This is a genomic window from Micromonospora sp. NBC_01655, from assembly GCF_026339755.1.
Taxonomy (GTDB): domain Bacteria; phylum Actinomycetota; class Actinomycetes; order Mycobacteriales; family Micromonosporaceae; genus Micromonospora.
The window spans coordinates 2,972,109-2,986,788 of record NZ_JAPEQF010000001.1; the positions used below are offsets into that span (position 1 = coordinate 2,972,109).

At 67.7% G+C, this 14,680-nt stretch carries 17 protein-coding genes and 1 pseudogene; 6 read left to right on the forward strand and 12 right to left on the reverse strand.

The features are described 5' to 3' along the window. Window positions 1-236 precede the first annotated feature (236 nt). Window positions 237-1,583, reverse strand: coding sequence for a helix-turn-helix domain-containing protein (locus tag OOK41_RS14030; RefSeq protein ID WP_266265197.1), 1,347 nt, complete (start codon window positions 1,581-1,583; stop codon window positions 237-239). 550 nt (window positions 1,584-2,133) lie between these two features. Here OOK41_RS14030 and OOK41_RS14035 point away from each other — a divergent pair. The 3 genes from OOK41_RS14035 to OOK41_RS14045 all read left to right on the forward strand — a co-directional run bounded on the left by OOK41_RS14035 (window position 2,134) and on the right by OOK41_RS14045 (window position 3,502). Beyond that, window positions 2,134-2,397: a hypothetical protein gene (locus OOK41_RS14035; protein ID WP_165878260.1), complete on the forward strand. Its 264-nt coding sequence runs from the start codon at window positions 2,134-2,136 to the stop codon at window positions 2,395-2,397. A gap of 99 nt (window positions 2,398-2,496) precedes the next feature. Further along, window positions 2,497-2,958 carry a DUF5956 family protein gene (locus OOK41_RS14040; RefSeq protein ID WP_243640130.1) on the forward strand — a complete coding sequence of 154 codons (462 nt, stop codon included), beginning with the start codon at window positions 2,497-2,499 and terminating at the stop codon, window positions 2,956-2,958. Window positions 2,959-2,989: 31 nt separating this feature from the next. Beyond that, window positions 2,990-3,502 carry a DDE-type integrase/transposase/recombinase gene (locus OOK41_RS14045; protein ID WP_266265201.1) on the forward strand — a complete coding sequence of 171 codons (513 nt, stop codon included), beginning with the start codon at window positions 2,990-2,992 and terminating at the stop codon, window positions 3,500-3,502. A gap of 105 nt (window positions 3,503-3,607) precedes the next feature. On the opposite strand, the gene OOK41_RS14050 is transcribed toward OOK41_RS14045, so the two are convergent. The 3 genes from OOK41_RS14050 to OOK41_RS14060 are packed head-to-tail and all read right to left on the reverse strand — an operon-like array spanning window position 3,608 to window position 4,930. Further along, window positions 3,608-4,459, reverse strand: a complete 852-nt coding sequence (locus OOK41_RS14050; RefSeq protein ID WP_266265203.1) for an ATP-grasp domain-containing protein — start codon at window positions 4,457-4,459, stop codon at window positions 3,608-3,610. Window positions 4,460-4,499: 40 nt separating this feature from the next. Continuing rightward, window positions 4,500-4,796 (reverse strand): hypothetical protein, encoded by a 297-nt coding sequence (locus OOK41_RS14055; protein WP_266265206.1) that lies wholly within the window; start codon window positions 4,794-4,796, stop codon window positions 4,500-4,502. Next, window positions 4,697-4,930 (reverse strand): transposase, encoded by a 234-nt coding sequence (locus OOK41_RS14060; protein WP_266267824.1) that lies wholly within the window; start codon window positions 4,928-4,930, stop codon window positions 4,697-4,699. Before OOK41_RS14060 ends, OOK41_RS14055 begins: the two co-directional genes overlap by 100 nt. A 424-nt stretch (window positions 4,931-5,354) precedes the next feature. Between OOK41_RS14060 and OOK41_RS14065 the strand changes: the two genes are divergently transcribed. Then, the gene (locus OOK41_RS14065) at window positions 5,355-5,546 is read left to right on the forward strand and encodes a hypothetical protein (protein WP_266265208.1); all 192 of its coding nucleotides are present in this window, start codon (window positions 5,355-5,357) and stop codon (window positions 5,544-5,546) included. A gap of 432 nt (window positions 5,547-5,978) precedes the next feature. Next, window positions 5,979-6,137, forward strand: a complete 159-nt coding sequence (locus OOK41_RS14070; protein ID WP_266265209.1) for a hypothetical protein — start codon at window positions 5,979-5,981, stop codon at window positions 6,135-6,137. Window positions 6,138-6,434: 297 nt separating this feature from the next. Here OOK41_RS14070 and OOK41_RS14075 read toward each other — a convergent pair whose 3' ends face one another. The 7 genes and pseudogenes from OOK41_RS14075 to OOK41_RS14105 all read right to left on the reverse strand — a co-directional run. Then, window positions 6,435-6,830: a hypothetical protein gene (locus OOK41_RS14075; RefSeq protein ID WP_117672512.1), complete on the reverse strand. Its 396-nt coding sequence runs from the start codon at window positions 6,828-6,830 to the stop codon at window positions 6,435-6,437. A 32-nt stretch (window positions 6,831-6,862) separates the two neighbouring features. Then, entirely contained in the window at window positions 6,863-8,872 is a 2,010-nt protein-coding gene (locus OOK41_RS14080) for a hypothetical protein (protein WP_266267825.1), read from the reverse strand. Window positions 8,873-9,062: 190 nt separating this feature from the next. Next, window positions 9,063-9,893: a TIGR02452 family protein gene (locus tag OOK41_RS14085; protein ID WP_266265211.1), complete on the reverse strand. Its 831-nt coding sequence runs from the start codon at window positions 9,891-9,893 to the stop codon at window positions 9,063-9,065. Window positions 9,894-10,085: 192 nt separating this feature from the next. Further along, window positions 10,086-10,427: a nuclear transport factor 2 family protein gene (locus OOK41_RS14090; RefSeq protein ID WP_266265213.1), complete on the reverse strand. Its 342-nt coding sequence runs from the start codon at window positions 10,425-10,427 to the stop codon at window positions 10,086-10,088. Between the two features lie 2 nt (window positions 10,428-10,429). Continuing rightward, window positions 10,430-11,032, reverse strand: coding sequence for a hypothetical protein (locus tag OOK41_RS14095; protein ID WP_266265215.1), 603 nt, complete (start codon window positions 11,030-11,032; stop codon window positions 10,430-10,432). An 863-nt stretch (window positions 11,033-11,895) separates the two neighbouring features. Beyond that, window positions 11,896-12,645: a hypothetical protein gene (locus tag OOK41_RS14100; RefSeq protein ID WP_128763715.1), complete on the reverse strand. Its 750-nt coding sequence runs from the start codon at window positions 12,643-12,645 to the stop codon at window positions 11,896-11,898. A 158-nt stretch (window positions 12,646-12,803) separates the two neighbouring features. Beyond that, a pseudogene (locus OOK41_RS14105) lies at window positions 12,804-13,142 on the reverse strand (hypothetical protein); the annotation flags it as partial. A 276-nt stretch (window positions 13,143-13,418) separates the two neighbouring features. On the opposite strand from OOK41_RS14105, the gene OOK41_RS14110 reads away from it, so the two are divergent. Continuing rightward, entirely contained in the window at window positions 13,419-13,553 is a 135-nt protein-coding gene (locus OOK41_RS14110) for a hypothetical protein (protein ID WP_266265218.1), read from the forward strand. Window positions 13,554-14,221: 668 nt separating this feature from the next. Here the strand turns inward: OOK41_RS14110 and OOK41_RS14115 are convergent. Continuing rightward, a complete protein-coding gene (locus OOK41_RS14115) occupies window positions 14,222-14,536 on the reverse strand; it encodes a hypothetical protein (protein WP_266265220.1) in 315 nt (104 codons plus the stop codon). Window positions 14,537-14,680 lie beyond the last annotated feature (144 nt).

A 14,680-nucleotide genomic window follows, 5' to 3' on the forward strand; every position in this document is an offset into this window, starting at 1 on the left:
CGGGGCCGCCGATGAGGCATTCGCCCACTCGCAGCCAAGTGAAGACCCTCCTTGGATGCGCTTCTATGACGACGCCCAACACCACGGAGACACGGCCCACGCACTCTACGACGTCGCCGTAAGTACCACGCTGGCAACAGAGGCCGATGGGCGGTTCCGGCACTCTGTGACTCATCGGGCGCCCCTCGGCGGCGGCGGGAGGATGTCGCATGGGCGACAGCCGGAGAGGCCGGCGGTCAGCGGGCGGCGCCGGGCACGCCGACGCGGGCTGCGAACGAGCGTAGGCCCGGTAGCCCGCCGCGTACGTCGGCGGCGAGCAGCGTGGCCGTGAGCTGCTGCGCCCATGGCCGGTACAGCACTTCCTGCGGGGCGGCGGCCTCGGCTTCCCGAAGCGCCTCCCACGCCTGCGTCGGCCGGCCGCGCCCCATCCACGCGAGCGCCGTGTCTTCCCAGTAGCGGGCCCTCCGTTCCGGAGTGGCGCACAGGTCGAGGCGTACCTGCCTGGCGTGGTCGACGGCTTGGCCGTAGTCGCCCAGGGCCCGGGCGATGCCCGACCGGTAAAGCTCCAAGTCGTTGCGTCCGAATCCGATCTGCCGGCCGGATGCCAGCGCCGCGCCGGCCTCGCCCGCCAGCGTCCAGGCGTCGTCTCGCCGGTCGGCCAGAGCGGCGGTGTACGCGGCCGTCGCCAGCATCGACGCGTACAGCGACCTGTCCCGGCCGTCGGCAAGCCGGGTGTCGGCGCGTAGGCCCGTCGCGGCGGTGACGATCACCCGCCGGGCCTCGTCGTGCTGCCCTGACCGGCGCAGCACCACGGCGGCGGTCCGGTGGGCTTCGGCGAGCGCGCGGGGATTGCCGGCGGCCCGCGCGGTCTGCACGGCCCGGTCCGTCATCGACCATGCGAGGCCGGTCTCGTGAAGCTTCACGGCTAGGTTGGCCGCTACCCCGTACACGGTGGCCAGCACGCCCTCCACCTGGGCCCGATCATCTGACACCGCCGCGTCGCGGGTTGCCTCAACGGCGCGTACCAGCCCGGGCAGGCGGCGGGCGAGTTCCCCATACCGCACCTGATGGAACTCAGCGGTGGCCGCGGTCACCGCCGCGCGGAGCTGACCAACACCTACCGGCCCTACCTCGGGCCTCGAGGCGAACAGCACCTCACCCAAGCCGCCGGCGGTGGCCGCCGCCGGCGAGGGCACCAGCACGGCGGCGGCCACCGCCGACGCTCCGGTGAGGACTGTTCGTCGCCGCATGTCGTCCCCCTCTCTCGCCAGCGCCAGTAGCCGACCGTTGACGTCCAGCTCCGTGTCCAGCACCGCAACCACGGTCTGCGACGGCCGCCGGAGCCCGCGCTCCACCCGGCTGAGGTAGCCGCGGTCGCAGTGCGCCGCCGCCGCGAGGGCCGCCAGCCCCCACCCTTTCACGGTGCGGAGCCGCCGCACTTCCTCGCCGAGCGTGTCGCTGACGATGGGCTGGTTGCCACCGGTTGCCGGGGTTTTGGCAGCAGGCAACACATGGACCTCCCCGCCGAATTGATTGATGCTCATCTTACGGCCGGCCAGCCAGAAAACCCCCTTGATCAGCACTTTCCCTCACGAGAAGGGATCAACATGCACAAGGCGGCTACAACGATGCTCGCCGCCATCCTGATCACCGCCGGATTACTCACCGCCCCTACCGTGGCCACCGCAGCACCCCCGAAGCCCGACAGCACCACAACGGCGCTCGCGCCGTGCATCACCCTCGCCACGAAGGAGCAGGCCCCCCAGTGGGTCTGCACCGCCGACGGCCTGACCACCACCACCCACACCCCCCGACGGCCTGACCACCACCCACACCCCCGACGGCCTGACCACCACCACCTTCACCCCCGTCGCCCCCGCCACCCCCGTCGCCCCCGTCGCCACCGACCACGCCCCCAACGACGACTACGACACCTGGTGCGAGACCGGCTCCATCTGCCGCCGCACCATCACCGACTACATCGCCGAGACGAAGGGAAACGCCGCCTACGGCAACAGCTCCGGCGTCCTCGGCACTTACGACGTCGTCATCCGCACCAACCTCAACGGCCGGCAGGCCCAGTGGCGCGTCACCCTGATCTACGACAGCGGCCCCAACCTCGACTTCAACAACATGAGGGTCAACTGCCGTGAGGACCAGGTCGGCCCCGACGCCGACTGCGGCCAGCACCCCGTCGGCGGGCCGGTGATCAGCCCGTCCACCCCGCGATGGGACAGCGGCCTCACCTACGGCAACAAGCTGGTCGACGCCAACGACTACTTCGCGACCGTGACCGGGCAGTTCACCCCCCAGGGGTACCCGTCCTACACGGCGGCGGAGCTCCGGTCGCAGTCCTGGCACTGCGGCACCGGCAACGTGGGGTGCGTGTTCCCGTAACCCTCATCTGCGTTTTCCCGTAACCCTCGCAGTCCGCGCGGTCACACTGGGGCTGGGGCCGCCACACGGCGGCCCCAGCCCTCGTGCCAAGAGGTGATCATGAACAGCCATCCGAACGCCGGCCGTTGGGACGACGTGCCGCTGTCACCCGCGCCCCCCATAGGCGACGAGTACATCGAACTGCCCGAGAGCGGCTGGGGCGGGCTGGTGGGCTGGTGCGCAGGCCCGGCCAGGCTCATTCGTGTCCCCGACCAAGTTGAGGCGCACATTACGACTGTGACCCGTAGCAGCCCGGCCGGCGACGAGCAGTACAGCCGGCCGCGCACCTACGACGAGCAGGCCATCGCCGACGCCGACATCAACGACTACCTGCACGCCTGCGGTGCTCCCGCCCGCCCGACCGGCTACCGGTGGTTCCTGCGCCTACCCGCCGGCTACAGCGAGGACCGGCTGTGGTCCGACCTGATCGGGGGCCTACCCTCATCGGCGATCCACCCGGCCGACATCGCCCCCCGGGTCGACGACATCGTGCGCGGGATCTACGCCGACGCCGGGCGGTAGTTGCGCCCCAGGCTTCGGAGGGAGGTACGGGATGGCCCGCCACCCCGACACCATCATCACGCCCAACACGCTGCTCATCAAGGCCCGCGAACAGCTTCCATCCCCGCAGCGACCCGAGCAGCCCATGTCTCGGGCTGAGCTGGCTGACGTCATCAACTCCGCCCTCACGCAGCTCTACCCCGGACGAGACCTCAGCGCCTTTTCGATCAGCCTGACGCCGACGCCGTCCGAGCCCAGTTCGACCGAGAAGGCCACGCCCAGCGAGGTTGTCACCGACGCGAACCCGGTCTACCCGAGGGTGCTCGACGACCTGGTTCCGTCGGCGTGGCACCACGTCGAGCGGCATGCCAACAATCCGATCGAGACTGATCACAGCCAGCTCACGCACCGGCTCAGACCGATGCGCGGGCTACACACCGACCGCACCGCCCAGACGATCATCACCGGCCACGCGCCTTCGTGCAGAACCTCCGACGCGGACACTACGAACTCGGACCCGACGTCCCGCCCGCGCTACGTGCAGCCGCCGCCTTCACCGAACTGACGCGAGCGATCTGACCAATGCCCGCTGACGCGGCTCGGTGTGCCCACCGACCCGCCAATGCAACAGAGCCGCAAGAGCGAATGTTCAGGCAGACAGTGTTGCCGATCAGCGGGCTTGAGCAAGCAGGGCTGTGATCATCGTTTGGGGTTCGATGGTGGTTGGTCGGTCGCTAACCTGCCCGTCGCCGAGTTCGATGACCCGCCATACGCCCTCCGTGCGGAGAGCGAGGTCCACGGTGACGAAGGGCAGGCCGAGCCCGGCGATCAACGGTGCGATCGGGGCCAGGTCGACCTCGACCGGCGCGGAATCGTTCGGGCTGTCGGGATGCGGTCCGATCAGGACGCATACGCCGTCGACCCACCACGTGCGTATCTCGGTCGAGGCGAACCGCTCGAAGCGCCGCAGCACGAACCCGCCCACGAAGTCGTCCTCGCGCAGTTCCAGAAACCGGCTCGCCACGCTCCACGCAGCCGCGCCGTCCTCGAGGTCGGGGATGAACGCGGCCTCGTCCCAGTAGTGCTTCATCGACTTGCTGTAGTCACGCAGCACCGCAGGTCCCGCGCCCAGTTCGACACGCGCGCGGTCGAAGTCCGCCCGCTCCGAGCCCGTGGTCCACACCGACGGCGGGGTGACCGCAGCCAGAGCGGCATACCAGCCAGGCAGCTCATGTGCCCGCCGGTACTGCTCACCACCAGTCCGCAACACCACACCGCGCTCAGCGAGCAACTCGGCGAACGTAGCGTACTGCTCGCTACGCAACATCCAGCCGCGGTACACGGCCATCCCGCTGCCCGAGACCAATGCGACCGCCCGACGCACATCTCCGCCCCGCGCCAACGCGTCGTGGTCGACCACCGCCACATCGAGCCCGGCAGCACGTGCGGCCTGCGCCTCCGCCGCGAAGTGCTCGTCCGGGTGGCGCGGCCGTAGAGGGTCCGCGGGAACCAACAGGATCACGCTTACATCCTGCCACGCGCGGCCGTTCGACCTCGAACTGTTATCCTACCGCCGCCCGTAGAGTTCTATCCTGGGTCTCGGCGGGTCCGGGAAGTGACTTCTCCGAAGAGCCGGCTTGGGGATGCGAGCCGGTCACGCTGGAGCCAGTTGCCGTTCCCTGCTGTCCTCTCGGGCCCGTCGCCGTGGCCACCGCGTCGCTGATCATGCGCCGGTAGACGATGTCGGACAGGCGTCGTTTCAGGGCGCGCACCGCTTCCATCGATGTCTTGCCGGAGGCCTTCTTGCGGTCGAAGTAGGCGCGTCCTTCGGTGGGATTGCGCAGCTGGACGGTGGCCATGATGTGCAGCATCCGGTTGATCTGCCGGTTCCCGGCACGGAGAGCCGGTGTCGTACCTGCTCGCCCGAGGACGCGTCGATGGGGGCGGTGCCGTTCCAGGAGGCGAAGTGGGCCCGGTTCGGGAACCGGGTGATGTCGCTTCGACCAGCAGCCGGGCGACGCCGGACGGCCCGATGCCGTGCAGGTCCATCAACGTGGTGCCGGTAGAGGCGAGCAGTTCGGTCAGTTCCTTGTCTGCGTCCTTGGAGCGCCGGTAGACCCGTTCGAGGTCACCGATCAGCTCCGCGGCGACCCGGCGGCGGGCCTTGCCGACCGCGTCACGGGGCCGGACAGTGGCCAGCAGTACCTTGGCCTGGGCGGCGGACAGACTCTTCTTCGCCCCACCCGGAATCAGTTCCAGCAGCAGTTGATGCAGCTGGGACACCATCCGGGTGTGGTCCTCGCCGAGGGAACGGCGCCGGTCGACCAGAATCCGCAGCAGGGCCAGCTGCTCGTCGTTGACCACCGGGCGCAGCCCGGCCATGCGGGTGCCGACCAGCGCGATGGAGTGGGCGCCGGGTGGCATCGGTCTTGCGGCCCTGCCCGGTGGCGAACATCCGCGCCCTGGCGGACAGCTTCGGTGGCACGTCGACGATCTGCTCGCCGTCGGCGAGTAGCCGGTTGGCGATGTGCCGGCCGATGTCCTGGCAGCCCTCGATCGCCCAGACCCGGTTCGGCCACTGTCTGGCGTACTTCCTCATCGCCGTGTAGCCGTCGTGGTCGGTGTCGAATCGGCCGCCGCCGCCGACGGCCTCGTCGCGGGCCATGACCTCGATAGTGGCAGAGCGCTTGTGCGGATCCATACCGATGACCACACGGTCGACGTGCCGCTCAATGGGTCCTCCGATGCTCGATCCACCTGGGTTGTCGAGCCGGGAGGGCAACGCTACTTCGAGCCGAGCAAACCCCTGACTTGTCTACTGGAGTCAGATGCGCGGGTCTGCAGCCCGTAGCGTCAGGGCGCCGATCGGCACTGGCTCGCATACCCCTTGCCGCCCTCGGGTTGGCGCTTCAAGAGCGTGCCGCCGCTGGCCGGCGACCGGCCGTGGCGTGGCTCAACAGAGGCGTGCTCAAGGATTCCCCAAGTCAGGCTGCCCGCCACGGTGATCCTCGTTCGCTTTGACGGGAGGAACCCGGCTCTCCGTGATCACGATCGGTATCGACCCGCACAAGTCCTCCTTGACCGCTGTCGCCCTCGACGAGACCGGTCACCTGCTGGCGACAAGGCGGATCACCGTCAACACCGCCGCATACAAGACGCTGACCGACTGGGCCGCCCGCTGGCCGCAACGCCGCTCTTGAGCCTCTCCCCGCCCTGGGGCGACGCCCGGGCCGCGCAGGCCAGATGAGAGCCACACGACCAACGTGAGCAGCCGATGTGAGAGCGACAGCCCGGGCGCCTCGACCGAAGCCTGGCCGGGCCACGGTCGCAGGTCAATGAAACAAGTAGCCGATGAGAGGGCGTCGCGCTCGCTGTCGTACCGATGTGAGTTCGCCGAGAAGTGGCCGTGGGCGCCGGCCTGGTCGCGCAAGTCTTGCATGGCGACCGTACTTCTCGGCGATGTGCGGGCCTGCTGGCAGACGCTGATTGTCAGCGGGCTACAGGTTGTTGATTCGGGCCAGCAGCTCTGCCTCGGTCAGGTTTTCCAGGACCGCGTCCTGCTTGCGGCCCAGGACTGCCAGCAGCTTTTCCTTCTCCAGTTTCTTGGCTGCCGCTGCCTTCGCCGACTGGTCCTCCGCGAGGCGGATGGCGATGACGTGCTTGACGACCTCCAACTTGGTCTCCAAGGTTGCCTTGGCCGGATTGGTCTCGGTGGCCACGAACGACTCGGTGTCGATGGCCTTGAGTTCGGCGTTGACCGCCTTGGCCACGTCATCGAGGCTGAAGCCGGACTTGGCGGTCAGCGGAAGCTCCCACAGCTGTTCCGTGGTCAGCAGTCCCTTGGCCGACGGGTAGCGGAATTTCTCCCGCGTGGCTTTTTCAAAAATGGTCACGATGGCCTCTCTCAGATTTTCTGGGTAGGAAATCAGAACTGGATACTGATGAGGTGGCGCCGGCCGTCGGTCATGGTCACCTTGGCGACCACAGAGCTGCGGACCGTGGAGCTGAAGCCGAGGCCGGACAGCTGATCCGGGGACGGCTCGCACTTGGTGCGATCGCCGAGAACCTCGAACACCTTGCGGTGCGGTTGCAGGTCGCCGCGGAGGAACTCGTTGTAGATTCCCCGGGTCGGCTGGTCGTTCACGCACCCTTTCAGCATGAAGAGGTAGTGGCGGTTGCCGACCTCGCCGTCGTCGAAGTAGTTCGGCGAGTACATGATGGTGGACACCGGCACGAACTGTTCGGTGGTGATTCCCCACAGGTCCTTGCCTGCGCTGCCCGGCTGCATGTCCTTACCCGGCCGGAAAGCGGTGATCACCTCGTCGGCGACCGTCATCCGGCCCACCTCGACGGTCTCCTTGTGGCCGACCGCCCGCTCGTGGCTGTAATGCTCGATCTTCCCGTTGCTCTCGGTCTCGATCACGAAGCCGAACTCGGTGCTTTCCCGCTTGTTGAACTGGTTCACCTCGATCCGGTACTCGCCGTCGGGGACGTTGTCGGTCCAGGTAACGTTCTCCACCGGCTCGCGCGAGAACGTCCCGCCCGCGTTCATGTCGACGTCCAGCTTGTTGCGTTTGTCCTTGTACCAGATGTGGTCGCCGTTGGGTTCGAACACGTGCAGGTCGAGGTCGTCGTGGTTGAACCAGGACAGGCTCACCCGCAGCTTGCCGGTGACGTTGCCGCCGGCCCGCTTGACCTTCTCCTTGATCGAGTCGGTGACGTTGCCGTTGTAGGACCAGCCGAAATCGTTGTCCCAGGTGAACAGCCGCGGGGCGGCCGGGTGCCGGCCGGTGGTGAGACTGACGAAGTGCGGTTCGTGGCTGTTGGCGACCCACAGGTCGATGGTCGCGGCGCCAGGCAGGATGTCTTTCATGAAGGTGACCACGGGGATATCCTCCGGCTTCGCGTCACGAAGGCGCGCACCTGCCGACCTCATGGTGGCCGCCTGCATGAGCAGCCCTTCGATGCCGTCCTTCATTCGCGACTGTGTGTCGTTGTCGACCCATAGCACGTTGGTGACCGACACGTCGGACAGCCGGGCGAACCGTCGCTGCAACGACTCCTCGATGCCCAACTCGTCGATGGTCTTCATGGCAGCCTTGACCATGGCCGGGGTGATCAACGCCGTGGGGCGCTGGTAATTCTGCGGTGCCACCTTCGTCTCGAACGACCGGACCGCCTGCTCCAGGTCGACGCCCGCGGAGAGATCCTGGACGAGGGTGCCGATCACCGTGTTGCGGAACCGAGCCGCCGGATTCATGGCGTTGGCGAAAATGAAGGCCTGTCCGTCGGTCGCCTTCGTCCACCGGTTCTGCAGTGACCGGAACTCGGTCACCGCCCGACGATGCTCAGTGCCGCGGTAGAGGGCGTTGTCGTCGATGAGGTCGACGACGGTGTCCAGAGCGTGCTGGGTCAGCTCGGCCAGGCCACGCTGGAACACCTGCACCGCGGCGTCGAAGGTGCCCCGTGCCGCGCCGACGTCTTTGATGCGATGCCGCTTCTCCACCCGGCCGTGCAGGTGGTGCCACACCTCGACCTGGCCGTCGCGCAGCGTCCGGGTCGTCCTCGTCCCGTACTGCGCCTCGGTGGACCGGAAAATGGTGGACAACGGCAGCGTGCTGACGAATTCGTCCATTGCGGCGGCGACGACGGAGAAGACCGGGTCGGACGCAGACACCCCGGACCAGACGGAGCGAACCTGTCCGTTGTGGATCTCGACGATGTTACCGAAGCTCTTGATGAACCCGCGGCAGGTCGAGCAGTCGTACTCGGACCGCTCACGGAACCGGAGATTGGTGCCGGCGGGGAAGGAATCGAGAAAGGTGAGCCAGAGTGAGTCCCGGTCGAGACCGTCGCCGACGACGTACAACTCGCCCTTGGACATCGCGGACAGACGTATAGTCACATCCGTCACGAACTGCTGGAAATCGCCCACCGTGTCATCCTCCTTGATCACCGGAGATCCTATGGAGTGCCTGCAATCGGACAAACGCATTTCCGGCTGTCCGCACGGTCACGGACGGGCGCCGGTGGCCGGCGGTCAGTCGACCGGCTTCGCGTACGGCGGTAGGGGTCCGAAGGCGTCGACTGCCTGGGGTGCGTGGTGTTCTCGGGTGGCTGGTGCATCAGGGTGTCGTGGGGGGCGGCTGGCCGGGCGTCGGATGATGCAGGGCGCCGGCGAACGCGGCGTGGGTCGGAGTGGCGGGCTGGCGGTCCAGGATGGCGAACACCACCGTGTCGAACCAGGGGCTGTGGTGCAGGGCGGTGGCGAACGCGCTGGCGACGGTGACCGGATCGTTGCCGAACACGCCGCAGCCCCATGCGCCGAGCACGAGCCTGCGGTGGCCGTTGGTGGCGGCTACCTGAAGGATCCGCATCGCCCGGCGGGTCAACACCACTGGTAGGTCGGGCAGATGTTGCGGCTGGCTGCGCACGATCGCCGAGCGATTGGGTGCGGCGGCAGTCAGAAACGACACCGGGTACGGCGCCGGCAGCAGAGCCCCCTTGTCGTCGCGGAACACCGGCACGGCCGGCGAGTAGATCACCCGATCGCTGTAAGTCAGCTCTGGGTGGGTGCGGTGGTGGGCGTAGAAGTCGCCGGCCGCGCGCAGGCAGGGGTACAGCGCTGAACCGCGGGCCAGGCTCTCCTCCTGTGCCTGGGCGCCGTTGAGGAAGCCACCACCGGGGTTGCGTGCCGAGGCGAAGACCAAGCATGCGAGGTTGCCGCCGAGCCGGCGGGTCGCTTCCAGGGTCGATTCGTTGGTCACTTCGATGGCGGGTGCGGCGTCGATTGGCGAGGACGCCGCCATGGCGTCGTCGGGTAGGTATAGCCGGGTGCTGGCCACCGCCCGCGCGACCTGCGATCCGATGGCCACCTCGCCGTCAGCGCTACGGTAGGCGCCACGCCCGACAATGGCCACCGTGTCGCGGGCGATCGCCCGCAGTCGACTACTCACGACCGGCATCATCGCGGTGAGTCCAACTTTCCGCGACCGGTATTGCCACGGCTCGGCTCCGGGAACAACACCCGCCGTTGCGGTGCAGGATGCACAAGAGCATCCGGTCATGCCGCGATCCGAGTGCTGCAAAGCGTGACCATCCAGCAGCAGCCCTCGGAGTGTCCGGACATGCCAAGTTGAGTACGTGGTTTAGCTCGCGTACGCCTGCATTGAAGTGATCATGGCCTGGTCGTCGAAGGTCATGGTGTCGATGACCTCTCTGGTGGGGCCGTCGGCTGGTGTGGCGCGGAAGTGGAACGCGGCGTGGTGGTCGGCGATCGCCACCATAACGAGTTCCATTGTCCGTTGCTCGGTGAGCACGCCGGCAAAGTGCTGCTCGATGGCCGCTCGGCCGGTGACTGGGGGTCCGCCAGCGGGGTCATGCAGGCGGGCATCCGGTGTGTAGAGATCTGCCAGCGCGGTAGCGTCGGCGGCGCCGACGGCGGCGAGGTGAGCCTCGATGGTGGCCCTGATCTGCTCCGTGCTGGCCACGATCAACCGTCGCTTTCCGCCGAAGGACCCGCAGCCGAGGCAGGTCGCGCTTGCCTGTCGAGGACGACGCAGAGGACCCCGGTGTAGCCGGTCGTCGGATCTCCTCGCAGGTCCAGGATCATCTGCTCACCGCCGTCGGCGAAGATGCTGTCGGTGGCGTTGATGGTGTCGCGCTGCGGCCGGCCCTGATAGGGCGGGCGACTGAAAGCCTCGTCGGTGACCGTGTCGGGAAAGTAGAGCTGCGTGGTCACCGAGCGGTCGCCGAGGTGCGCGATGAGGTGGATGTGCACGGTGCGGCTGGCGTACCAGCCCGGGTAGATCGTGTTGAACGCGCACATCCCGCGCTCGTCGGTGCGCTGGCTGCCCCGCAGGTACGTCTCACCGGCGGCGATCACATCGTGCGGCACCGACTCCGAGGTGACCACCTGTCCCGGCCTCGCTTCAAATGGCTGGAAGCCGGAGTATCGGCCTACGTGGTCGGCCTGCCAGACCTCGACGAGGACGTCCGCGAGGGGGGTGGTGGCGTCCGCCGCCAGTAGGCGTAGTCCGAGGCGCAGTGGGAGACCATCGCGGTCCTCGGTGATCTCCCGACGCTCGGGATGCACAGCTCGGTGGTATGGGCCTCGCGTCTGCTCGACAAACAACCGGCAGGTGACTCCGGTCGAGGCCAGTAGTTCGACGAGGTCCTCCTCCACCGTGCCAGTATGGTCCGCCGTTCGTTGCGGCGCCCGCGGTTCGCCGCCCGCCACCCGCGTAACCGATGCTTCTACCCAGGGGAGCGGTGATGGCAGACGAGACACCTGACTACTTCGAGCCCGAGGACGGGGCGGCTGCTCACGCACCTGCTGATCGTCCGGGACATCGATCGGCCCCGCGCGTTCTATCGGCGGCTGATCGTCCCCAGTTGTTTGCGAAGATCAACCGCCGTTGCTGTATCAAGCCACCACCAACATCGACGTCGTCATCCCCGACCCTTGACGCCCACACCAACCGCCTAACTGAACGGCGTTGGTACTAGTACGGCAGCCGCCGTTTGAGATCTTGCTGGTGAACCGGGGTGGACGCGAGATGGCCACCGCGTGATCGTCTGTGCGTTGCGGACACCACATCAGATCGTGCGGTGGCCGCCTGCCACAGGTGTCCACCCACACCTGCGAGTGGCACATCGTCGTCTCCTACACCGACACGGCCGGTTTCCACGAGCAACGCATCCCGAGCACCGGCACGTTCACCACTGAGGCCATCCCGTCGCAGCCGGTCCAGTACTTCGAGCGCCCTCCAGCCTCCGGGTGGGGCTGCCTCGGCGAGGTGAGTCAGCAGGATTGCCCGTCCACCGGATCGATACGGCTACCGAGGCCACCGGTCCACCGACCGGTCCCAGGCTGAGCTGGCGCATGCTCGTCCCGGCCGGAGCCCGCGCCGACGGATCGGCCGACGCGGCCTTGGGGGAACGACCACCGGCGGAACGTCAGCGGGAACGGGGCCTGCGCGTGCGGGTGGGGGAGTAGGGGGAGTCCGGCGCGGTGCCGGAGTCGGCGGAGTCCCCGTCGCCGGACGCTCCGGCCACCCGGGCGTCGGTGTGGCTCAGTTCGGCCAGCGTCGTGCCCCTGAGCTGGTAGACGGCGGTACGCCGGATGCTCAGCTCCGCCATCGAGCTGTCTGCGGGCCGGGTCAGGTAGACAACCGTCGCCCTGCCGCCGCGTACGCTGACGCTCTCCACCGGCGTACGGTCGCCGAGGTCGACCTGGGCCTGGTAGTCCGGCTCACCCTTGACGTTGCGCCAGGCGGCGAGGGTGAAGAAGCGGCCTGTGCCGCCGCCGTCGAGCATGACCACGCCGATCGCGTCGCCCGCACCGTCGCCGTCGAGGTCGCCGACGGCGCACGGCCGCTGCAACTCCACGGTCGTGCCGTTCCGGTCAGACCAGCGGCCGGCGGAGAGGCGGATCGGGGCGGCGTACCCGCGGTAACGGACCCTGCTGCTGCCGATCCGGGTGTTGCGCAGTCCGGGGCAGGTGAGCTGGTCGCCGGTGCGGCGGGGGGTCGGGGTGGCCCGGGCGGTCGCGGGTGCGGCGTCGACGTCGTCCCGCTTCGCGGCGGTGCCGGCGGGCCGGTCGGCGGACCGGTTCCGCTTCTTCCGGTTGCCCGTGGAGCAGGCGGTGGTGACCGCCAGCAGGCAGGCCATGGAGAGCGCCACCACAGGGACGAGCTTGCGACGCATTCGCGCGCTTCCTTTCCGTCGATGTGCCCGCACTGTAGCGGGGGCGCGCCAGCGCACACGACGGACGGCCAGCGGTCAGGGGTTCGAGTTTCCTCGAGCGCACGAGAAACGAGAGCCTGACCCGCGCGGCCCACCCCAGGCCAGGCTCGACCGCTACACGCCGGTTCGTCGACATAGGCGGAGAAGACCTCCGGCACGGTGTCGACCAGTCCGGGCCACAGCTCGTCATCGTTGCCTGCCGAGCTCATCGGCGACTCGTGATCGAAGCCACGGATGAACGCACCGGCCGGCGAGAACATGATCGACCACACGTCGCCGGACCCAGTTCGCATCGACGCCATCTGCTCATCCGGTGCCCAGCGCGAATCAAACGAGTAGTACCGCGACTCCCACTCCGGACTCATGATCGCGTCCAGCATCGCCAACGCGCGACACCGCTCGCGAAGCACCTGGATGTCCGGCAAGGCACGGACTACGTCATGAACGATCACCGGCACATCTAACCTCGACGCACCTCCCGCTCCGCCCGCACCCCAGCGGTCACCACGAAGCGTCATCTCACCCCGCTCGGCGGCCGAGCTGCTGCTGGTCGTGCCCGCTCTGATGCTGCTGGGCGTGGTCAGCGCGTGGACCCTGGTCACCCCGTAGCTGGCCACTGAGCCCTGCTGCTGGATCTTCGGCGCGTGCTACCGGCTGTCGGACGCGCGGGATGTTGTCAGCACCGTGTGATATTCATTCGTGCCGTACAGTAGCGAGCTGATCACGGAGGCGTCATGCCGCTCGTCAGTCGTCACAAGCGAGGCGGGAAGCCGGTACGCGGCTACTACCGCCTGAACTCGATCTGGAACTTCTGGTTCGGTTTGATCCTGATGCTGTTCTTCTTCGCCTACGTCAGCAAGCACCAGTAGCTCGGGAGGCCGTCGACGCATCCCTCGGCTGGTCCTAGCAGGGCGAACATGAGTGTCGCGATCGGCTGCGCCCTGCCAGACCTACCTCAGGCATTAATGGTCGATTCATCCATGACGACTGTTCTTGATGTGAGCGCCGTCAGGCCGCCGGATCTGGCACCAGCGGGTAGCCGACGCGAGCCGCCGGATCGCACAACCCTCGGCGGGCACCCACGCGCTCAGACGGCTCGCGTACGCCTTCGACGGCTTCTACGCCGCCCGGGTGGTGGCCGTCCTACTCGATGCCGAAGCGACGCCAAAGTACGACGTGTTCGCCCTCGCCGAGCGGTGGTATACCCAAGCCATCGATGTGCGTCCACGGAGGGCCGTGCCCTGTGGCCTGCTCCAGTGCGACGGCGACGGCGGGGTCGAGAGGGCTCGTCATGAAGCTTGCCCCTTCCACGGATGACTTGATCTTGATTTCGACGCGGTGTGGGCAAGGCCACCTGTGGGGGTGTGGTTTCCGATCCGCGGTTCCAGTGGGTGAGTCCGAGCAGGTTCTTGGCTATGATTCGGACGTTTTCGCCCACGTGTGGGGAGGCCACCATCTGGTCGACCAGGGGCGGCCTCTTGGAGGACTGGGTGCCCAGCCGCACCGGAGAGCTGCTGCACGACCAGGCCGATGGGCTTCACGTGGTAGCCGAAGCCTCGGGGCCGTACGAGCGGTGGTTCCGTTCCGACACGACGACAGTCCGCTTGTTCCGTCGGTGGAGCAGCGACCATTCCCGTGCGAACGACGTCATGATCTGGACACGAGACGGCAGGAGCTGAGGGTTCAGCATGCTCGACTTCGCCGATTCAGGTTCTGTCGCCGATCTTGTGATGTGGACGGTCGCGGCCGTTCGACGCGCCACCCCTTGATCGTGCTCGGCGTGTTCTTTGTGGAGCAGATGCTGCCTCATCTGCCCGCACTGCTGATCGACCGTGTTGAGCAGTGCCAGCACGCCGTCGTGCTGTGCCGCCGGCTCCGGTCAGCGACGGCGCGATGCGGTAGCTGCCGGCAGCCGTCGAGTCGGGTTCATGGCCGTTATCTGCGGCGACTACGCGACATGACGGTTGGTGGGTAGCTGTACTGCTCCAGGTCCGGG